The organism is Staphylococcus warneri, assembly GCF_900636385.1.
Taxonomy (GTDB): domain Bacteria; phylum Bacillota; class Bacilli; order Staphylococcales; family Staphylococcaceae; genus Staphylococcus; species Staphylococcus warneri.
In genome coordinates this window covers 1,202,674-1,224,907 of sequence record NZ_LR134269.1, presented here as the reverse complement: position 1 = coordinate 1,224,907, position 22,234 = coordinate 1,202,674, and the positions used below count along the sequence as shown (strand labels likewise).

Sequence of the window (22,234 nt, the reverse complement as noted above, 5' to 3'; positions counted from 1 at the left end):
GATTTACTCCCCACCATTATCTAAATGTTTTTGTACAGATTTTAACTTATCATTCATTTTTCTAGATTTATCTCTGCGGTCGTCAATTCTGATGTTGGTACAAACTCTATCTAAACCTTTATCAAATGGTAATTCGTGAATTGCTTGTACTACTTCAAATAAATCTTTTAAATCACCTTCGATAAGCGTGTTCATAGGAGTCAATTGGTAATCTATTTTGCCCTGATCTTTATATTCTTTTAATTTTGTTTGAATCTCAGCAATGTACTTACTAACACTTGGACCCTCAGTACCTACTGGAATAACTACAACGTCAACAATTGCCATTATTTCACACCCTCTTTATCTAAAATGTATGTTTTAATTAAGCCAGCTGCGCCAGTTATACCTGCATCATTTCCTAACTCTGCTTGTACAATTTCAGTATCTTGTTGTGCAGGCGTAAATGTTAAGTTACGGTATTCAGTTTTAATATTTTCTACTAAGATTAGTCCTGCTGTAGACATGCCTCCACCTAATACAATGTATTTAGGATTGCTAGTTACACTTAAAATACTACATAAGTATGCAATATAATTAGCGACTTTTTCAGTAATGAAAATACAGAATTGGTCACCTTCTTTAGCTGCATCAAATACTGCTTTAGCTGTTACTTTATTATCTTTAATGAGTTGTAGGATTGATGATTTAAAAGTTAATTTAGGATAATAAAAATTAACCAAATTAACAACACCAGTAGCAGAGGCAACAGTTTCTATACAACCGGATTTACCACAATTACACTTGAATCGTTGATCAAAGTCAGCTCTAAAGTGACCTATTTCAGCACCAGAACCATTATGGCCATGTACCAATTCACCATTTGAAATAATGCCGCCACCAAGGCCTGTTCCTAAAGTGATGGTAACAACATCATCAGCGCCTTTACCTGCGCCTTTATGTTTTTCACCTAATGCTGCAACGTTCGCATCGTTATCAACATAGACTGGGCAATCTATGAAACTTTGATAAATTTCAGTAACGTTAACACTATCTTCCCAATGTAAATTGACAGCACCATTAACTACGCCAGTTTCAAAGTCTACCGGTCCAGGAACACCAATTCCCACTCCGATAACATTTGACATCTCATAACCTAGTTCAGCAACTTTTTCTTCTAATGATTCATGTATATTTTTTAAAAGTAATTTTCCTGTATGATCAGTTGTATCTGTATGGATTGACCATTTTTCAATACGGTCGAGATTAGTATTAAATATACCTAATTTACAAGTAGTCCCACCAATATCTGCAGCTAAAATAATTTTCGTCATTTATGTTCATTCCTTCTTTGGTTTATTATCATTATACATTTAAGATATTCATCTTTGGTTAATAACTCAAAATGGTATAAAGATTTGATTTCTTGTAACATCATTTCATACATATCTTGAGGATCTTTGAAATAGATGATATATCCATATTTTTTTAATAACTGTAAAACATCATAAAAATTATTAAGTTTACGAGTCACTTTTTTCACTCAACTCTTTTTCTAAATTTTTATATTGAGAATTTTTAGGGTTAGCTTTTACCGCTTTTTTTATATATTTTAAAGCTTTATCATTATCTTTTAATGAACGGTTGGCTATTGCCATTTCATAATTTAATGTAGCCGAATTGGGAAAATATCTTAACCCACGTTCCCAGTCTGCCATAGCTTCGGCTTTAGAACTTTTAGTAGCAGTGATCAATCCACTTAAATAATATGTTTGATCATCTGCATAATCTTTTTTAATAGATTGATTAACAATTTTTTTGGCTTCATCATAGTGTCCTGATAACATTTGATCTCGTATTAATTTGTCATAAATATTATCCTCTTTAATACTAAATATTCTAATTTGCATTGCCACAAAAAGCACTAATAAGACAATCAATAATATCCAAAATATATTACGGTTTACGTTAAAATAATAGCCAATTAAGGTGATTAGTAGTCCACCAATAAATCCTCCTAAATGAGCCATAACATTAATATTTGACATGAATAATGATAGACCAATTAAAATAACCAATGCAATTAATAATTGACCAATTACTCTTTTATCAAATGTTTTACTTAAATATAAAATGGCAAAAATTGAACCTATTAGTCCAAAGATTGCACCACTAGCACCAACGGAAATTGTAGTTGTATTAAAAGATAATGATACGAAGTTACCGAAAATGCCAGCAAATAAATAAATAGCCAACATCTTCCAGGATCCTAACACTGATTCTACAATTTTACCAAAAATGTAAAGTGATAACATATTCATCAAAATATGTTCAAAATTAAAGTGTAGAAACATTGATGTCACTAATCGATACCACTCACCATGAACAACATTAAAATGTACTAACCCACCTACATCAAGTAATTTTATATCAGAAAAGCGGTTGAAATAAAGTATCATACATAACCATAAGATAACATTCGATATAATTAATATATAAGTAACGGGTGAAAAACGTTGCATATGTTTATCTAAAATATTGTTCGATAGTACTTTATTTCTATATGAGATAGCTGTTTTTTTTGAATCATCACGTTTAAACAATTTAGTTAAGAAAACATTAGGCATCGCGCGTTCTAAATCTCTATCTTCATTTATAATTTTGAATTTCAATTTTAAAGGATATGTTCCGTCTAAAGCATCTGTTGTTATTGATTTGTCTGTAAAGTAATAAAATTGAATGGATGAAGGTTTGTATCCAACATTTGATTCAATTTTTTCTTTATTTTCAATTATTTTACTTTTATCAAAACGAATTTCTTGCGTGGTAGTAACATAATTTGAAAATATGACTATACTTTTTTTCTTTTTATTACTTAACCATATTTCTTGGTCATCTTTTTCCCTACTTATAACATCATAATTTAAATATCTAATCCAGTAATATATGGTTTTCCAAAATTGTTTTTTTATGTTCATTTTTGCCTCCATTTGCGGCTTTTATATATAATCAACTCATCTACAGGCTGATCGTGTTTATCCGGTTCAAAATCAATTAATTGAAAATCATATAATAAACTAATTGTTTTCGGATTAAAATTTGAAATAAAACGATCATAAAAACCGCCCCCATATCCTATCCTATATCCATCACTTTTAAATCCGACACCGGGGACGACAACTAAATCTAATTGATCTGTGGTTTGAGTATTTGAAATGGAATGATAAATCCCTTTTGCATCACGTTCTATTTCATTCAAATCTAATAATTGTTTAAAAGTCATCAATTTGGATTTGTAGTCTACTTCAGGAACAAATATTTTTTTATGATCTTTCAGTGATTGTTGAATAATTATATATGTATTAACTTCATGCGGTAAGGATAAAACTATACCAATTGATGTTGCCTCTTGATATGATTGAGAATTAAAAAATTGATTGGCTAACCAATCATCAGCAATATTTTTTTCAGTATTAGAATGTTTTTTCATTGTGGTTAAAATAGACGATCTTATATCTTTTTTATTCATTTTTTCACCTACTTTTACTATTCCATATTATAACGTTTATATAATTTTATGTCATTAAGTTGAATCGTATATTAGTGAATACCATTTCTATATTGAAGATATTGTTCAAAATTCTGTAGAATGATTGTCAAAATTTAACTAATGTTAAGCATTGCTTAAAAATAAAAGACGGAATCTAAATTTAGATTTCCGTCTTTTTGTATTGAATATTTGTTTAGTTAAATAAATTAATTATTTAGTTTCACGGTGTAAAGTTTGTTTATTATCACGTGCACAGTATTTTTTCATTTCAATACGTTCTGGGTTTGTTCTTTTGTTTTTTGTAGAGATGTAGTTTCTTTCACCACATTCTGTACAAGCTAATGTAACGTTAACGCGCATGATTATTCCTCCTTACCTTTTCTAAATACGACCTTTACATTATACCAATTAGTTTATTAAATGCAAAGTAAATTTTAAGAATCAATAGTAATACTTTTGAAAATAATACTAAATAGAATTAAATGAAACGACTAGTTTTCTGTACTATCACCATTTTTATCTTTATCTTTAAAGTAATAATTAATGACATCTCTTCCTAAATCTCCACCATTTAACCAAGGAGGCGGTACAGGTTGATTCGTATAAACTATTGAGAAAGCTAATTTTGGATCTTTAATTGGTGCATAACCAATGTATGTCGAATTTACTCTTGGTTCACCATCTTGGAATACCTCAGCTGTTCCTGTCTTACCTGCTGAAGGTACTACTGTATCTTTGAAACTAGCATATCCTGTTCCATCTTTTTCGTTAAATGCCATTTTAAAGCCATCTTTCACTTCATCAATTTCTTTTTGAGAATTATTAACTTTGTTTAATACATTTCCTTTTACTTTTCTTTTTACTGGACCTAATTCATCTTTATTTGTTGCATCGTGTATAGAAAGTCCAATATGTGGTTGAATTCTGTATCCATTATTAGCAATAGTTGAAACGTATTGTGACAATTGTAAAGGTGTATACGTATCATATTGACCAATAGACAAATCTAGATAATTACCTGGATTATTTGTTAATGGTTCAATTTGACCATTTGTTTCATTTGGTAAATCGATACCTGTTTTAACACCTAAACCAACTTGATTTAGCCCTTTACGAAGTTTTTGCCCTGCAATTGAGATATCATTAGGTAATGGCATGCCTGAATAATATGGATCTCCTGCTAATTTCAAGGCTGTTTTAAACATATAAACGTTAGATGAATGCATTAACGCTTCTTTATCATTAATAGTTACACGACCATCTTTATTAAAGTAAGAACGTTTTGTTAGTCCACCTTGGAATTTTAATGGTTCATCAACCATTTGTTCTCCAACTTTAATAGCCTTATTTTGATATCCGGCAAGTAATGTACCACCTTTAACAGAAGAACCTACAGCAAATTGTGCTGTAAAGTTTCCGATATCATAATCCGTTAATTTACCGTTTTTACTAATTTGTTTACCTGCCATAGCTAAGATATCCCCGTTTTTAGGGTCTTGGACAACAATCATTGCATTGTCCATGTCTTTAGCACCTTGACTACGTAGCTTTGCAATTTGTTTATCTAAAAGAGATTCTACTTTTTTCTGTAGGTCAATATCTATTGTTAACTGTAAATCATGTCCTCTTGAACCAGGATTAACGACTTCAGAATTGATGACTTTACCAGATTTATCAGTTGTATACTTCATTTGTTTCTTTTTACCACGAAGTACATCTTCGTATTGATATTCTAGGTATGATTTCCCTACTCGATCATTTCGTGAATAGCCTTTAGATAAATATTGCTCGGTTAGTTCTTTTGGTAAACCTTCTGTTGACGTAGATACATCACCAAAAATACCTCTTAGCGTATCTTTATAAGGATATTTTCTATCCCAATCCATAGATGTATTAACACCTGGCAATTTAGATAATTGTTGAGATACTGCTGCATATTCTTTTTCTGTAACATCTTCATTTTTAATTGTTTGAGGGTCCAATGTACTACCCGCATTCATTTCTCGATAAATAGCTAAAATTTGTAAATCTTTTTTGGATAATTCGCTTAATTGCTTTTTACCGATTTTCTTACGTTGTTGTTCATCATATTGTTCTTGAGAGATGCTTCCATCTTCTAACATAGACTGCTCTTTTTTCATTAAGTCTTTGGCTTTTTGGGGATGTAAAGTGACCCAAAAATCCTTTTTATCTCGATCAGTAATTTTGTCTGTATCCATCTTAATTAATGAAGATAACTTTTTAGCTGTTTCGAGCATCTCTTTTTGCGATGTCTTACGTCCTCTTGTATATGTAATAGCCATCTTAGATGCATTGTCTACTAAGACCTTACCATTACGGTCTACAATGCGTCCTCTAGGTACAGATTCATTCACGGTAATATTCTCATCATTTTTAATTAACTGTTTATAATGTGAACCTTGTGCAATCTGTAAATAGCCAAGCCTTAATACCATAATTGCAAAAATAAACACAACTAAACCAAAGATAAAATTTATTCTTCGATTCATGGTGTTTCTTACTTTTTCATCATTTGATTTTTCCTTTAATCTTTTAAGCAAAACAACCTACCTCTATTCAAAGTATCTCTTTAAAATGATATATGAAAATCAGAAATTTTTCTATCATTTTGATAAAAAAAGAGTCTGGAAAACTATTAAAGTTCCAGACTCTAGTAAATACTGTTAAATTATTTAGCAGCGTTGTATAATTCGTCAACTTTTTCCCAGTTAACAACATTCCAGAAAGCACTGATATAATCTGGACGTTTGTTTTGATATTTAAGGTAATAAGCATGTTCCCAAACATCTAAGCCTAGGATAGGTGTTTTACCTTCAGTTAATGGGTTATCTTGGTTTGGAGTTGTAACGATTTCTAATTGACCATTATTAACAACTAACCAAGCCCAACCTGAACCAAAACGAGCTGCAGCTTTGTCAGCGAATTCTTTTTTGAATTCATCTAAAGAACCCCATTGTTCTTTAATTTTATCTACTACTTCACCTTTTTCTTCTGAATTAGGTGTTAATAATTCCCAGAATAATGAGTGGTTTAAGTGTCCGCCACCGTTATTTCTTACTGCAGTTTGAATATCAGAAGGAACACTATCTAAGTTAGCTACAATTTCTTCGATTGATTTAGCTTCTAAGTCAGTACCTTCTACAGCTGCATTTAATTTTGTTACATAAGTGTTGTGGTGTTTATCATGGTGAATCTCCATAGTTTCTTTATCGATGTGTGGTTCTAATGCGTCAAATGCATATGGTAATTTTGGTAATTCAAATGCCATAAATAATCATCCTCCTAAAATGTCTGTAATTTCATCATAACAAGCAGTCACAATTTCGACAATTAATGTGCTTACTTATGTGCTACTAATTATCGTTACAGTCATTATATATCTCAAAATGGCTTATTTTAAACATTAAAACATAATAAAAAATGCATATTAATCGATTTCATACTAATGGAGTATGCATATTGAGAATATTTGTGTACTTTCACAATAAATAAGATGGAATCAGTTAGACTAATTACTAAAGCCTATTGATGATTCCATCTTAATATTAAAGTATCGTTTAATTATTTAGCTACCTTTTGACATTTTTCACAAACACCATAAACTTCAAGTTTATGTGTATGAATATCGACATTTGGTAAATATTGTTTGACTTGATCAATTGGACAAAAATCGATCACCTTTGTGTCACCACATTTTTCACAGATGAAGTGATGATGGTGATGATTCGTACAAGCAATTCTAAATTTCATTTCGCCATCTAATTCAGTACTTTCAATAATGGCTAAATCTTTAAATAAATGAAGATTTCGATAAATAGTATCAAATGAAATACCTGGATAATCTTTATCCATCACTTGTTGAATATATTTAGCATTAATATATTTATCTTCCTTAACAAAAATATTAAGCATATAATTACGTTTATCTGTATACTTCAAACCGTTATCTTTTAAAATTTTTATTGCATCACTAGTATTCATATTTTCGATCTCCCTTTTGTGACTTTGTTTTTAATTTTTGATAAGTCATCGTTATCATTAGCATAATGACTAATAGTACTACAATCACGCCACCAGGTGAAATATTGATATAAAAAGCTACAATAAGTCCTAATATAACTGAAAGTTCACCAATAATAATACTTAACACAATTAATTGTTTAAATCCTTTCGTCCAACGCATAGCAATTGCTACAGGTAATGTGATTAACGCACTAACTAATAATATTCCAACTACTCTCATGGATGCAGAAATAACCATTGCCACTACGACAATAAATAAAAACTGAATCCATTTTGGAATACCAATCACTTTACTATATTCTTCGTCGAAAGATAATATAAACAGTTCTTTGTAAAATAATGTAATAAATAATAATACTAATATAGTAATGAAAATGATAGTTGTTAAATCACTTAGGTTTACTGCACTGATAGAACCAAATAACAAGCCAACAATTTCCTGATTAAATCCATCTGCCAATGAAATAAAAATAGCACTTAATGCGATACCCGCACTCATAATAATCGGAATTGCGATTTCTTGATAATTTGTATAAGATGTACGTAATTTTTCTATTAATAATGCACCAATAATAGCAAATAATATACCAAACCACATTGGGTTAATTAAAGTTAGTGCAGGTATAACAGTAATCACAAACATCCCAAATGATATTCCACCTAATGTAACATGGCTCAATGCATCAGCAATAAGTGAAAGCCTTCGTACTACTATAAAAGCACCAATTAAAGGTGCAATAAAACCTATTAAGATACCACTAATTAAGGAGTATCTCATAAAATCAAAATTTAATAATGCATCTATCATGAGTTACACTCCTCAAAAATATTTCTAATTAGATATATAAACATTAATAATAATATTAGTTACAACATTCTCTATTGTGTTGATGATCAACGAATTGAATAGGATGACCATATATTTTAGAAATTTCAACTTCGTCAAGAGATTTAAAATCTTCTGTAGTACCATGAAAATGTAAATGTTTGTTTAAACATGCAACTTCTGTAGCTGTATCAGCAACTACACCAATATCATGTGTAACTAAAATAATAGTTATGCCTTCTTTTTTTAAGCGATCTAGAGTTTCATAAAACTCATTGACGTGTTTAGCATCAATTCCATTAGTTGGTTCATCTAAAACCAATACACTCGGGTTAGAAATTAAAGCACGAGCAATGAGAACACGTTGCTGTTGACCACCTGAAAGCTCCGCAATATTTTTATGAATTAAATGTGAAATATTTAATCGTTCTAAAACATGTTCAACTTGTTTCACATCATTTTGATTAAAACGTTGGAAGAGTTTTTTCGTCTTAGTTAGTCCGCTAAGAACTACTTCTTTAACACTTGCTGGGAAACCGGCAGTAAATGAAGAGGCCTTTTGAGAAACATAACTTATTTTCAAGGAAGATTTATTATTTTTTATTGGATGACCATCAATAAAAATTTCTCCAGATTGTAAAGGTAATAATCCTAAAATGATTTTTAAAAGAGTCGATTTTCCAGCACCATTAGGACCTACTATTGCTAAAAATTCCCCTTTATTAATTTTAATATTTATATTTTCGAGTACTTGCTTATGATCAAAATAATAATCAATGTTTTTGAGTTCAAATACTGGTGTTGTCATTTTTTCACCTCATTTTATACTATACATCTTGATATACGTAATGTAAATAGTAATGTTTACGACTAAAATAGCGTTACAGAATTATCTGTAACGCCAGTTTACTTAATTATTGATTTAAAATTTTTTCTTTTAAATTTGGATCAAATGTTTGTGATTTTAACATTTCAATTTCGTGTTTATATGGAGGCTTTTTATTTTTTTTATCTTCTCCAACATATGGTGTTTCTAAAATTTTAGGTATATCTTTAAATGTATCATGATGTACTACATAATTGAGTGCATCAAAGCCGATATGACCAAATCCAATATTCTCATGTCTATCTTTATGTGCACCCTGTTCGTTTTTACTATCATTGACATGAACGACTTTAATTCTATCTACACCAATAATTTTATCAAATTCGTTTAATACACCATCAAAATCATCTTTAATGTTGTAACCAGCATCATGTGTATGGCAAGTATCAAAACATATTGATAAACGTTCATTATGTGTTACGCCATCAATAATTTGCGCGATTTCTTCGAATGTACGACCTACTTCTGATCCTTTTCCAGCCATTGTTTCTAATGCGATTCTGACATTATTGTCATTGGTTAATACTTCATTTAATCCATCGATAATCTTTTTAATACCTACTTCTGCACCAGCACCAACGTGTGATCCTGGATGTAAGACGATATCTTTAGCTCCTATGGCTTGAGTACGTTCAATTTCATTTTGTAAAAAGTTAACGCCTAATTCGAAAACTTCTGGTTTAGTAGTATTAGCAATGTTTATAATATAAGGCGCATGTACCACGATATTAGATAAGCCATATTTTTCCATAGCTTCATGACCTTTTGTGATATTTAAATCTTCAATACTTTTTCGACGAGTATTTTGAGGTGCACCTGTATAAATCATAAATGTAGATTCACCGAATTTGTGTGCTTCTTCTGCAGATCCCTCTAACATTTTTTTACCACTCATTGATACATGTGATCCAAGTAACATATAATCCACCTATCCTTTTCTACTCTTTCTATTTTGACGGTTTTGACGTTTACTAAATTGTTTACGTTCTTGTCGTTTCATTCTTTCAACTTCTTGTTTAAATTTCTTTTTATAACCTGGTTTAACTTTGCGTTTTGTTTTGCTACGGACTTTGTTTTTAACTTCATTAGTTAAATGGTCATCTTTGCGCTGTCTAGTGCGTCTAGTATTATGTGCTTTGATAGGTGTAAGTTCATCGTTTTTAATATCCACATTTTCAAAGACATAACCTCTATCTTCAATCGCAGAAACATTTTCCTCTTCATCTGGACTATATAAGGTAATTGCTACACCTCGATAGTTTCCTCGACCAGTACGTCCTACTCTATGAGTAAAGAAATCAATATCATTTGGTACATCGAAATTGATGACATGGCTTACACCCTCAATATCAATACCTCTTGATGCTAAATCACTGGCAATCACAAATTGGAAATCTAGATTTCTAATACGTTTCATTTGTTGTTTACGTTCACGAGGTGTTAATCCACCATGAATCATACCCACTTTGATACCGGCTTCATTGAGTGTTCGTGCTAATTCATCTGCGCTGTCTCTACTATTACAGAAAATAATACATAAATAAGGGTTTAGTATATCAATTAATTTAAGTGTCTTTTCAACTTTTGCAGTTCCTTTAGTAGGAATTAAATAAAATTCAATATTCTTTTTATTTTGTGATTGGCTATCAACTTCTACAAAATCAGGTTGCTCTAAATATTTATTTAAAAATGGCTGTAATGATTTTGGAATTGTTGCACTGAATACAGCAATATTTGAATGTTCTTCTAAACGTGAAGCGATAAAGTCTACATCTTCAATCAATCCTAAATCTATCATTAAATCAGCTTCATCTATGATTAAATATGAGGCTAAATGTGTGTGTAAATGACCACTTTTAGCTAAATCATTAATTCTTGTTGGTGTACCAATGACTAGCTGTGGTTGTTGGTTACAACGTTGTCTGTCTTTCTCAATATCTGTACCGCCGATAAATAGTTTAGCATTGACGCCTTCTTTAAAACCGCTTAAATGGTTAGCTGCTTGATAAAGTTGTTGTGCTAATTCTCTTGTAGGTGCAACAACGATAGCTTGAGGTTCATGAATGTCCGTATCAATTTGATTAACTAACGGTAATAAAAACGAATGGGATTTACCTGTCCCCGTCTGTGATTGTCCAATAATGTTAGTTCCTTTTAATATTCTTGGAATAATTCTATTTTGAATTTCAGTAGGTTTCTCAAATTTTAAATCTTTTACAGCTTCGATCATACTTGAGTTTAAACCGAAGTGTTCAAATGGATGTTTTGCCATTGTATGGCCTCCTTATAAGTTCATCTTTACTATTATAAAGTAATTAATGGTGTTTTTAAATATAATTCATCTTTGATACCAGTTATAATTGCTTGATTAACGATTATCAGATTTATAATTATACTTTAAATATATGTGAATGGATCTGTATTAATATTTGACGCTACTAATTTTATGTTATTTTCATTTTCTTCAACTAACCATTCTTCTAATAATTGTTTTAGTCCTTCTTTCATCACAAATTCACTATAATGATTGATATCTAGTAAGTTGACACCTGCAATTTTGGCATCAAGTGCATCATGATGTTTGATATCGCCCGTAATAAATATGTCTGCACCTAATTGTGAAGCTTCGTATTCAAAACCAATACCAGAACCACCAATCATAGCTACTTTATTAATCAGTGTATTTGAACTACCAACGTAACGTACACTAGGAATTTGTAATCGAGATTTTACTAACGAAACAAAATCCTCTATATTCATTGGTTCATTTAATTCTCCAATAATGCCCAAACCATACGAACCTTCTTTTGTTAATTCAATAAAATCATAAACTGGGGTTTCATATGGATGATATTGGTGAATCGCTTTTTCAGTTAGTTGTTGTTGTTGATATGAAATCATAAATTCTAATTTCACTTCATCTACATATTCAATTTCACCGATTTCACCTAAATAAGGATTGGCATCATCTATAGGTTTAAATTGTCCCTTACCTTTACTTTCAAAGAAGCAATATTCATAATTACCTTCTTTAGCTAAACCAATATTATTGAGTTGTTGTTTAAATGTTTCAACATGGCTCTCGGGAATAAAAGTCTGAACTTTGAAGTATCGTTCAGGTTCTTTATTAATTAAACTAGTATTTTTCAGACCAATCTTAGAAGCAAGCATAGCATTGACACCTCTAGGATTAACGTCTAGATTGGTATGCATTGCTATTAAATTGATATTGTTTTGTATAAGTAATCTTATTATTTCACCATAGCCTTGATTAGTAATGGATTGGACACCTTTAAAAATTAATGGATGATGACTAATAATAGTATTGATATTTTCTTCTATTGCTTGTTCTACAATTTCTAACGTACAATCTAGTGCAGTTAAAATCCCAGTAACTTCTTGCGATTCATCACCTATAAGTAGTCCAACATTATCCCATGATTCTGCAGTGTTAAAAGGCACATGTTCATCTAACATAACCATTAATTCATTGATTTTCATTTGTAAGCACCTCTTTGATCATTTCTATTTCTGTCTCAATCTCTTGATATCGATGTTGATGAATGTCTGGATTAAGTTGTTGTTTTATCTTTTCTAAAGCTTGTAATTCTCTTTCCCACTTATTATAAAAACATTCATTTTTGTTTTCTAGTAAAACTGGGCCAAATTTAAGTTCAAATTCGTTATATTTGAACATTTTGGGTTGATGCTCAGCTACTACAATTTCATAAATATGTCCTTTCTCTTCCATAATTCTTTCATCAATGATTTGATATTGAATGTCTTGTAATAACGTTCTTAAATTTTGTGTTTGTATATTACTCTGGAGGATAAGTCTAGGATTTGATTTAAGTTTTTGTTGTCCTTCTTTTAATATTTTTGCTATTAAAGGACCGCCCATACCACAAATTGTGATATTGTCTAACTGTTCATTATGTTTTATTACCTCTAAACCATCCCCAAGACGCACATCAATTTGGTTACTTAGCGCGTATTCTCGAACATTCTTTTTTGCAGCTTCGAAAGGCCCTTTTATAACTTCACCAGCAATAGCTTGCGAAATTAAATTTGTTTGAATAGCGTAAATAGGTAAATAAGCATGATCTGAACCAATATCAGCAAGTTTACCAGGTTTGATAAATTCTGATACAGTTCGTAATCTATGATTTATCGTAATCATTAAGATGGTCTCCTTTTTACATGTATTTAAATGTATATAATTGTATGTATGTTATATCACTTATAAATGAAATAAAGGCTGGGACAACCATTATGCCCCAGCCTAAATATATTAATCCATAAAGTCTTTTAGACGTTTACTTCTACTTGGATGTCTTAACTTTCTTAATGCTTTTGCTTCGATTTGACGAATACGTTCTCTAGTCACACCAAATACTTTACCAACTTCTTCTAATGTTCTAGTTCTTCCATCATCTAGTCCAAATCTTAAACGAAGAACGTTTTCTTCACGGTCTGTTAATGTATCTAAAACATCTTCAAGTTGTTCTTTTAACAATTCATAGGCAGCATGATCTGAAGGACTTTGTGCTTCTTGGTCTTCAATGAAGTCTCCTAAGTGACTGTCATCTTCTTCACCTATTGGAGTTTCTAATGACACAGGTTCTTGTGCAATTTTAAGAATTTCTCTTACCTTTTCAGGTGGTAAGTCCATTTCTTCCCCAATTTCTTCAGGTGCTGGATCACGACCCAAATCCTGTAATAACTGACGTTGAACACGAATTAATTTGTTAATAGTTTCAACCATGTGTACAGGTATACGAATTGTACGTGCTTGGTCAGCAATTGCACGTGTGATTGCTTGTCGTATCCACCACGTTGCATAAGTAGAAAACTTAAATCCTTTATTGAAATCGAATTTTTCAACGGCTTTAATAAGGCCCATATTACCTTCTTGAATTAAATCAAGGAATAACATACCTCTTCCGACATATCTTTTAGCGATACTTACTACTAAACGTAAATTGGCCTCTGCTAGTCTTGATTTAGCGATTTCATCACCTTGCTCAATTCTTTTAGCAAGTTCAATTTCTTCTTGGGCACTTAATAAGTCAACTCGACCTATTTCTTTTAAATACATACGCACAGGGTCATTAATTTTAACTCCTGGAGGTGCACTTAAATCATTAGGATTTAATTTAGCATCTGTATCTGAATGGTCTTTTTCATTTACTAATGTGATATCATTATCATTTAATTGATCAAAGAAATCATCCATCATATCAGAATCCATTTCGAAATTCTGTAATTTTTCTGCAATTTCTTCGTGACTTAAGTGACCTTCCTTTTTCCCTTTTTCAATTAATTGTTTTTTAACATCTTCCAATGTTAAAGTCGGATCAATTGTTTGTTTTTTAATTTTAACTTTATCAGACATGAAAAGGCCTCCTGGTATTAATATAAACTTTCAATTTATTCATATAATTATTTGTAATTACTTCATTTTATTTGATGATGCGTCTAATTATCGAAACTCAATATATTACTTTTTTAATAACGCATTCATCATAACTTATTGTATGAGATGTGGCCTAATTAATTTTTAATTCAACACCAATCAAATAAGTTTCTATTCTAAACTCCCTAATAATTTAATGGTTAGGTCATATTGTGCAATATTCGATATTACATATTTACCCAATGTATGAGTGTAATAACCATTATTCAATGCCTAAAGTATAACAATACCATAAATTTTTATAATATTACATTCTACTTTTGTTTTTATTTACTATTAATTGCAAGTAATACTTTTGAAGTTCAATATCCCCTATTCTCGTTGCTTCACGCAGTTTATGGTTCAAGACTTCTAATGAATCTTCATTTTTATTCTCATTTAATATGTTGATGTAATCTTCTAATTCATGTTCAAATGGTTCTTCATTTAAAACATGTGAGTCTAAAGAAATTAGCGCTTCTCTTAAATCATCAGAATCTATATATTGAATCATAGAACTGAGTTGATACGTATCATTATTTGAATAATAATCATGCAAAATATTAAATATACGCTTGAAATAAGCATTTGTAAAGTCATCTACTTCTATCTGTTGATGATAGTTTAGGAACGTATCTTTATCTTGCAAGAAATGTTTTAAGAGTGCTCGTTCAGCTTTTTCATGACGAGTGAGTTGGTTAAATTGAATAACTTGCTGAGTTTGTCCTTCGTATGCGTATGCATAGTCTGGATACGAAGGTACGTTTCCTTGAGATTGCTGACGTAATCCCACTTCATAGTCTAGAGTCTCAAAACTTACTTTAAACAATTCTGCAACGTCTTGCAATACTTTTTTCTGAAGTATAGGTGAAGTCATAGCCGCAATATCTTGAGTTACTTCTTTTAAATATTTTTCATATGCTAAATCATTATTTTGAATTTCATCTTTGTGTGTATTGACTTTAAACATTACAAATGATTTTTTATCTTTTTGAACAAATTCTATAAATGCATCATTTCCATATTTTCTAATATATTCATCTGGATCCATATCTGACGGTAATTGTACAACGAACACATTTAATCCTTGTTCTAATAATGCTTGACCAGTTTTTAAGGTTGCCTCTCTACCTGCAAAGTCACCATCAAACATTAATGTAATATTAGAAGTTAACTTTTTTATAAAGGTAACATGTTCGTTTGAAAGTTGGGTACCCATACTCGCAACGACTGTTTTTAAACCTGCATGATCTGATTTTATAACATCCATAAAACCTTCAAGTAATATGATTTCATCATTTTTTCTAATGCTTTTACGTGCTTTATCGAGGTTATATAACAATTTTCTTTTTTGGAATATTGGTGTTTCCGGGCTATTTAAATACTTAGGTTCTTGATTAGTATACGTCCTTGCAGAATATCCAACAATTCGGCCTTGAGCATTTTTTAATGGGAACATAATTCTATCTCTAAAGCGATCGTAATAACTAAAATTCTCTTCATTTCTTGATAAAAGTCCAGCTTCATAAGCTAATTCAATATCATACCCTTTTTTTTCTAAGAAATCATGACAGAAATGTGATGAATTAGGTGCATAACCTATACCTCTTTCTTTGATCAACTGTTCTGGAAAATCTCTTTCTTTTAAATAGGTAAGAGCTTTTTCACCTTCCACTGTTTTCATAAGTGCATAGTGATAATATTCTTGCATTAGCTCATGCATTTCTATCATTTGTAAATCATCTGAAGCAATTTGAGTATTAGTATTCTGATATTCGTTATTTCCAACATCAACCGTAATATTAACACGTTCACCAAGTTCTTTTACTGCTTCTGTAAACGAAATATCTTTTATTTCTTGAGTAAATTGAAATACATTACCACCTTTTTTACATCCGAAGCAATGACAAATTTGTTTGTCTTCAGAAACTGTGAACGAAGGTGTTTTTTCATCATGAAAAGGACACAAACCTATATAATTGCGCCCTCTCTTTTCTAACTTTACATATTCACTTACCAAGTCGAGTATATCTGTCTTATCTTTAATTTCATTTATAACTGATTGTTCTATACGCAAATTAAATCACCTATGACATATTAGTCTTAATATTATACCTTTTTTATGCATTAATTGAAATTATTTTGTTTTATTGTTTTCGATAAAATAAATGATATCATTTGCTGTTTCTTCTATTGCTTTATCAGTTACATCGATAACTGGACACCCTACTTTTTCTACTAATGATTCAAAGTATTCTAATTCCTCTTTAATTCTAGTTTCTGTAGCATATCTAGCAGAGTCACCTAATCCAAGTTGTTTGAGTCTTTCTTTACGAATACGATTTAATTTTTCTTCGCTAATTTTTAAAGCAATACATTTTGAAGGATCAATATCAAACAATGCATCTGGAGGTGTCACTTCTGGAACAATCGGTATATTCATCACTTTATAACTTTTATGTGCCAAGTATTGTGATAAAGGTGTTTTAGACGTTCTTGAAATACCTAATAGAACAATATCAGCTTTGGGTAAACCTTTAGGGTCTTTACCATCATCATATTTAACGGCAAACTCTATAGCATCTATTTTTTTAAAATAAGCGTCATCTAATCTATGTACAATACCTGGTTCATAGTAAGGTGTTTCTTCTATTGAACCAGATAATAAGTCCATAAGTGGTCCCATAATATCAACTGACTTTAATTGATGCTCTTTAACTTTAGCAACCATGTATTTTTTGATTTCTGGTTTGACTAAAGTATATACAATAATTGCGTCTGTATCTTCAGCAACTTGAATCACTTCATCGACATTTTCAAAGGATTCTATGTATGGGTAACGTAAAAATTCATGTTTACATTGCTTAGGATTAAATTGAGAAACACCAGCCCTCGCTACTAATTCTGCTGTTTCCCCGATTGAATCAGAAGCAACAATAATATTTATATTATCCATCTATTAACCACCTATTCTTTAAATAATGATACAAATAATTTTGTAATTGTCGTTTTAGATATTCTACCAACTACTTCAAATTTTTGGTTATCTTTAGATCTAACGATGGGGATTGCATCTATTTCCTTATCTATCATTTGATTTGCCGCATAAATAATTAGTTCACTTTCTTCAAGATATGTTAAATTTGGCATACGAGTCATATTGACGCTTATAGGCATTGTATGAATATCATTTCCAATCATTGATGCTCTTAAAAGGTCTTTACGAGAACAAACACCGATAAAGTCATTATCGTCATTTGTAATAAATAATGTTCCAGCATCTTCTAAAAATATCGTACAAATTGCGTCATACACTGACATATCTTCTTTAACCACAACAGGTTGAGACATGTAATCTTTTACAACATATTGTCGTAACTGTTCATGTATAATTTTATTTTTTGATTTACCTGAATAGTAATAACCCACTCTTGGTCGTGCTTCTAAAAAGCCAGACATAGTTAAAATAGCTAAGTCAGGTCGTAATGTAGCACGTGTTAAATTTAATTGATCAGCAATATGCTCACCAGTTATTGGTCCATGTTGCTTAACGATTTCAATAATTTGTTCTTGTCTTTGATTTAATTCTATAGGTCCTCACCCCTCTTATATACATTACATATTATAACTGTTATTTTTATTTGCCACAAACACATATAAACGCTTGCTATTAAATATTTAATCAATTAGAATAATTATAAAGCGAGCTAAGGGTGGTGTGAGCTTAGCATAAAAATTTTGGCATAAAAAATTTAATTAATTTTAAAGTGAGTGGCTACACTAATTTGGGTGGAACCGCGGGTTAAATGATATTTTAATGTATATGATTTATACTAAATAAAAAATGATTAACTCGTCCCAAGATAATAAAGTATATTTATGATGCTTTGTTGTCTTGGGGCGTTTTTATGTGTAAGGAGAGAAAAATTATGGCAAATGATATGGAACAAATTGTACAATTAGCAAAACACAGAGGTTTTGTATTCCCAGGTAGTGACATTTATGGTGGTTTATCTAATACATGGGATTATGGTCCACTTGGTGTTGAATTAAAAAATAATGTCAAAAAAGCATGGTGGCAAAAATTTATTACGCAATCACCTTATAACGTAGGTCTAGATGCTGCGATTTTAATGAACCCGAAAACTTGGGAAGCTTCTGGACACTTAGGTAACTTTAATGATCCTATGATCGATAACAAAGATAGTAAAATTCGTTATCGTGCTGACAAATTAATTGAAGATTACATGCAACATGAAAAAGGCGACGAAAACTTCATTGCTGATGGTTTAAGCTTTGATGAAATGAAAAAAATTATTGATGATGAAGGTATTGTTTGTCCTGTAAGTGGTACTGCTAATTGGACTGATATTCGTCAATTCAATTTAATGTTCAAAACATTCCAAGGTGTAACTGAAGATTCAACAAATGAACTTTTCTTACGTCCAGAAACAGCCCAAGGTATTTTTGTAAACTACAAAAATGTTCAACGATCAATGCGTAAAAAATTACCATTTGGTATTGGACAAGTTGGTAAATCATTCCGTAACGAGATTACGCCAGGCAACTTCATCTTCAGAACACGTGAATTCGAACAAATGGAACTTGAATTCTTCTGTAAACCAGGTGAAGAAATTGAATGGCAAAACTACTGGAAGACATTTGCTAGCCAATGGTTAAAAGACTTAAATATCAGTGAAGAAAACATGCGTTTAAGAGACCATGATGCTGATGAATTATCTCATTATTCAAATGCTACAACTGATATCGAATATAAATTCCCATTTGGTTGGGGCGAACTATGGGGTATCGCAAGTCGTACTGACTTTGACTTGAAAAAACATAGTGAACATTCTGGTGAAGATTTCAAATATCACGATCCTGAAACAAATGAAAAATATATCCCGTATTGTATTGAACCTTCATTAGGTGCCGATCGTGTGACATTAGCATTCTTATGTGATGCGTATTCACAAGAAGGTGTTGAAGGAAGTAAGGATGAACGTACTGTACTTAAATTCCACCCTGCTTTAGCACCATATAAAGCGGCTATCTTACCATTAAGTAAGAAATTATCAAGTGAAGCAATTAAAATCTTTGAACAATTAAGTCAAAGCTTCTCAATAGATTTTGATGAATCACAATCTATCGGTAAACGTTATCGTAGACAAGATGAAATTGGTACGCCTTATTGCATTACATTCGACTTTGATTCTTTAGAAGATAATCAAGTTACTGTACGTGACAGAGATTCAATGGAACAAGTTCGTATGCCAATATCAGAATTAGAAGCATTCTTAGCTGAAAAAGTTAAATTCTAATTCATCTATGATATATAATCTATAAAAAGACCGAATCACATGTGAATGTGGTTCGGTCTTTTTTGAGCAAGTTAAAGCTTAGTCTTTCATTTCTAACCTCTTCAACTGGTTGATTAACTTTTGACTTTTAAAGAACATACCTGCGTATTCTCTATATAGCATCATCATCAATTCTGACATTTCGTCTAAAATATCTTGATGAATATTTAATTCATTCATTTTGTCTATGGGGAGTTTATAAAGAACATCTAATAAATACAATGTTTTATTGGATAATTGTAATGCATGTGGATCTTGGTAAGCTACAGATTGAGAAATTGCACCATCAAATTTGAAACTATATCCAACTAATTTTGACTGATCAGTGTTCCCGCTTATGACACATTTATTAAATAAAGCAGAAAAACCGAATTTATTCATACATTTGAGTAATACAATAATAGACATTAATTGTGCGGACTGACCAGATGATATCTTGGTTAAAACAAAGTTTAATAAATCGTAATTATATTTCGATATTTCATTTTCTTCCATCGAACGATCAATCGTTTCAGCGCATAAAGTAGCAAAACTACTTTCATACAAATCTAGTTGTAATTCATAATGTTGGTTAATCACATCTACAGAATTAAGCGTACCCATACCTCGCCATTTATTATAAATAAATAAGCCATACACAAACATTTGTGTATGCGCTTGTAAACCTGATTTTATTTTCTTGGCTCTTCTAGCCATCAATGGCACTTTGCTACCATATTCATTTAAAATTGTAATAATTTTATCTGATTCGCCATACTCCACTGATTTAATTATGATACCTTTTTGCTTCATTAGCATACTAACTCACCATCTCTCTGAGTTAATCTTGGTCTTCGATATAACCGATTTGACGAATAAAGTTAACTTTATTTCTCCAATCCTTTTGCACTTTGACCCATAGTTCAAGATATACTTTTGAACCTAGGAGCATCTCTATATCATGTCTTGCCCTTTTACCCACTTCTTTAAGTTTCTTACCACCCTTACCAATGACGATTCCTTTTTGAGAATCACGTTCTACATATATCGTAGCTTCGATTCGAACTCTATCCTCATCTTCTTTAATCATACGGTCAACGTTAACTCCAATAGCATGAGGAATTTCTTCACTTGTTAAATGTAATATTTTTTCACGAATAATTTCACCAACCACAAACTGTTCAGGATGGTCCGAAATTTGATCGTCTGGATAATATTTAGGTCCCTCAGGTAAGTATGACTTTAATACATCGATAAAGTGGTCGACATTCAAACCTTCAAGTGCAGAAATAGGTACGATTTCAGTGAAGTTCATATATTCTTGATACTTTTCTATTTTAGGCATTAATGCATCAGGATGTACTAAATCGATTTTATTTAATACTAAAAATACTGGCGTTTTTAAATCTTTTAACATATCCATAATATATTCATCGCCACGACCTATATCTTCATTAACATTTACCATAAACATAATCGCATCTATTTCAGAAAGTGTATTTGTGGCTACTTTCATCATATAGTCTCCAAGCTTATGTTTAGGTTTATGGATACCAGGAGTATCAATAAATATAATTTGAGCATCATCTCTAGTCATAACGCCTTGTATTTTATTACGCGTTGTTTGTGCTTTATCAGACATAATCGCAATTTTATGCCCAATAACTCTATTCACAAATGTAGATTTACCTACATTTGGTCTTCCTATAATTGAAACAAATCCTGATTTATGTTCTGTCATTTATTTAAATCCTTTCCAGAAAATCCGTATGGTAGTAATTCTTTCACTGTTGATTCGATCATATCCCCTTTATGATTAGTCATATAAACAGGCATATCATCGTCACATAATTCTTTTAATACTTGTCGACATTCACCACATGGTGATGATGGTACTTCTGAATCTACTGTAACTGTAATAGACTCAAAATCTCCAGGTTGATATCCAGCTGATATCGCAGCTACTAAACTTGCGCGTTCAGCACATATACACATTGAATAAGCAGCATTTTCTACATTGGTTCCATAAAATGTTCGTCCATCTTTAGCTTTCAAATAGGCGCCAACTTTAAAGTTACTATATGGTGAATATGATCGTCGTTGTGCTTCTCTAACTTCTTTAAAATAATGAGATTGATAACTCATTTATTCGCCC

At 31.0% G+C, this 22,234-nt stretch carries 23 protein-coding genes; 1 reads left to right on the top strand and 22 read right to left on the bottom strand.

All coding sequences use genetic code 11. The features are described 5' to 3' along the window. Window positions 1–3: 3 nt before the first annotated feature. From EL082_RS06045 to EL082_RS05955, 19 genes are all read right to left on the bottom strand, one after another. Window positions 4–327: an MTH1187 family thiamine-binding protein gene (locus tag EL082_RS06045; RefSeq protein ID WP_015364969.1), complete on the bottom strand. Its 324-nt coding sequence runs from the start codon at window positions 325–327 to the stop codon at window positions 4–6. After that, entirely contained in the window at window positions 327–1,313 is a 987-nt protein-coding gene (locus tag EL082_RS06040) for an ROK family glucokinase (RefSeq protein WP_103286295.1), read from the bottom strand. Before EL082_RS06040 ends, EL082_RS06045 begins: the two co-directional genes overlap by 1 nt. Beyond that, the gene (locus EL082_RS06035; protein WP_002451885.1) at window positions 1,310–1,513 is read right to left on the bottom strand and encodes a YqgQ family protein; all 204 of its coding nucleotides are present in this window, start codon (window positions 1,511–1,513) and stop codon (window positions 1,310–1,312) included. Before EL082_RS06035 ends, EL082_RS06040 begins: the two co-directional genes overlap by 4 nt. Next, the gene (locus tag EL082_RS06030) at window positions 1,503–2,957 is read right to left on the bottom strand and encodes a rhomboid family intramembrane serine protease (RefSeq protein ID WP_015364968.1); all 1,455 of its coding nucleotides are present in this window, start codon (window positions 2,955–2,957) and stop codon (window positions 1,503–1,505) included. The genes EL082_RS06035 and EL082_RS06030 overlap by 11 nt, the downstream gene beginning before the upstream one ends. Next, window positions 2,954–3,508 (bottom strand): 5-formyltetrahydrofolate cyclo-ligase, encoded by a 555-nt coding sequence (locus EL082_RS06025; protein ID WP_015364967.1) that lies wholly within the window; start codon window positions 3,506–3,508, stop codon window positions 2,954–2,956. Before EL082_RS06025 ends, EL082_RS06030 begins: the two co-directional genes overlap by 4 nt. 231 nt (window positions 3,509–3,739) lie before the next feature. Further along, the gene (rpmG, locus tag EL082_RS06020) at window positions 3,740–3,889 is read right to left on the bottom strand and encodes a 50S ribosomal protein L33 (protein WP_002451882.1); all 150 of its coding nucleotides are present in this window, start codon (window positions 3,887–3,889) and stop codon (window positions 3,740–3,742) included. Between the two features lie 131 nt (window positions 3,890–4,020). Further along, on the bottom strand, window positions 4,021–6,090 hold the full coding sequence (locus EL082_RS06015; protein ID WP_002465767.1) for a peptidoglycan D,D-transpeptidase FtsI family protein: 2,070 nt from the start codon (window positions 6,088–6,090) through the stop codon (window positions 4,021–4,023). Window positions 6,091–6,218: 128 nt separating this feature from the next. Then, on the bottom strand, window positions 6,219–6,818 hold the full coding sequence (locus tag EL082_RS06010) for a superoxide dismutase (RefSeq protein ID WP_002451880.1): 600 nt from the start codon (window positions 6,816–6,818) through the stop codon (window positions 6,219–6,221). Window positions 6,819–7,111: 293 nt separating this feature from the next. Continuing rightward, complete coding sequence (locus EL082_RS06005) at window positions 7,112–7,531, bottom strand: Fur family transcriptional regulator (RefSeq protein ID WP_002465728.1); 420 nt, start codon at window positions 7,529–7,531, stop codon at window positions 7,112–7,114. Beyond that, on the bottom strand, window positions 7,521–8,381 hold the full coding sequence (locus EL082_RS06000) for a metal ABC transporter permease (RefSeq protein WP_002465718.1): 861 nt from the start codon (window positions 8,379–8,381) through the stop codon (window positions 7,521–7,523). Before EL082_RS06000 ends, EL082_RS06005 begins: the two co-directional genes overlap by 11 nt. Window positions 8,382–8,436: 55 nt before the next feature. Continuing rightward, window positions 8,437–9,207 (bottom strand): metal ABC transporter ATP-binding protein, encoded by a 771-nt coding sequence (locus EL082_RS05995; protein WP_002465755.1) that lies wholly within the window; start codon window positions 9,205–9,207, stop codon window positions 8,437–8,439. Between the two features lie 106 nt (window positions 9,208–9,313). Further along, window positions 9,314–10,204, bottom strand: a complete 891-nt coding sequence (locus EL082_RS05990) for a deoxyribonuclease IV (protein ID WP_002465749.1) — start codon at window positions 10,202–10,204, stop codon at window positions 9,314–9,316. Window positions 10,205–10,213: 9 nt separating this feature from the next. Further along, complete coding sequence (locus EL082_RS05985; RefSeq protein WP_002465729.1) at window positions 10,214–11,557, bottom strand: DEAD/DEAH box helicase; 1,344 nt, start codon at window positions 11,555–11,557, stop codon at window positions 10,214–10,216. A 125-nt stretch (window positions 11,558–11,682) separates the two neighbouring features. Continuing rightward, window positions 11,683–12,786: a Nif3-like dinuclear metal center hexameric protein gene (locus EL082_RS05980; RefSeq protein ID WP_002465722.1), complete on the bottom strand. Its 1,104-nt coding sequence runs from the start codon at window positions 12,784–12,786 to the stop codon at window positions 11,683–11,685. Continuing rightward, entirely contained in the window at window positions 12,773–13,465 is a 693-nt protein-coding gene (locus tag EL082_RS05975) for a tRNA (adenine(22)-N(1))-methyltransferase (protein ID WP_002465739.1), read from the bottom strand. Before EL082_RS05975 ends, EL082_RS05980 begins: the two co-directional genes overlap by 14 nt. Window positions 13,466–13,576: 111 nt before the next feature. Further along, window positions 13,577–14,680, bottom strand: a complete 1,104-nt coding sequence (rpoD, locus tag EL082_RS05970; RefSeq protein WP_002451872.1) for an RNA polymerase sigma factor RpoD — start codon at window positions 14,678–14,680, stop codon at window positions 13,577–13,579. Between the two features lie 328 nt (window positions 14,681–15,008). Continuing rightward, entirely contained in the window at window positions 15,009–16,817 is a 1,809-nt protein-coding gene (gene dnaG, locus EL082_RS05965) for a DNA primase (RefSeq protein ID WP_103286294.1), read from the bottom strand. Between the two features lie 60 nt (window positions 16,818–16,877). After that, window positions 16,878–17,696 carry a pyruvate, water dikinase regulatory protein gene (locus EL082_RS05960; RefSeq protein WP_002465670.1) on the bottom strand — a complete coding sequence of 273 codons (819 nt, stop codon included), beginning with the start codon at window positions 17,694–17,696 and terminating at the stop codon, window positions 16,878–16,880. Window positions 17,697–17,707: 11 nt separating this feature from the next. Further along, complete coding sequence (locus EL082_RS05955) at window positions 17,708–18,331, bottom strand: transcriptional regulator CcpN (protein WP_071561241.1); 624 nt, start codon at window positions 18,329–18,331, stop codon at window positions 17,708–17,710. Window positions 18,332–18,669: 338 nt separating this feature from the next. Here EL082_RS05955 and EL082_RS05950 point away from each other — a divergent pair, with 338 nt between their 5' ends. Continuing rightward, a complete protein-coding gene (locus tag EL082_RS05950; RefSeq protein ID WP_002465672.1) occupies window positions 18,670–20,061 on the top strand; it encodes a glycine--tRNA ligase in 1,392 nt (463 codons plus the stop codon). Between the two features lie 78 nt (window positions 20,062–20,139). Here EL082_RS05950 and recO read toward each other — a convergent pair whose 3' ends face one another. Genes recO through cdd form a run of 3 tightly spaced genes read right to left on the bottom strand, consistent with a single transcriptional unit; the run spans window position 20,140 to window position 22,224 of the window. Beyond that, window positions 20,140–20,892 carry a DNA repair protein RecO gene (gene recO, locus EL082_RS05945; protein ID WP_171001913.1) on the bottom strand — a complete coding sequence of 251 codons (753 nt, stop codon included), beginning with the start codon at window positions 20,890–20,892 and terminating at the stop codon, window positions 20,140–20,142. A gap of 28 nt (window positions 20,893–20,920) precedes the next feature. Then, window positions 20,921–21,820, bottom strand: a complete 900-nt coding sequence (gene era, locus EL082_RS05940) for a GTPase Era (RefSeq protein WP_015364958.1) — start codon at window positions 21,818–21,820, stop codon at window positions 20,921–20,923. Next, the gene (gene cdd / locus EL082_RS05935; protein ID WP_002465666.1) at window positions 21,817–22,224 is read right to left on the bottom strand and encodes a cytidine deaminase; all 408 of its coding nucleotides are present in this window, start codon (window positions 22,222–22,224) and stop codon (window positions 21,817–21,819) included. Before cdd ends, era begins: the two co-directional genes overlap by 4 nt. Between the last annotated feature and the right edge of the window lie 10 nt (window positions 22,225–22,234).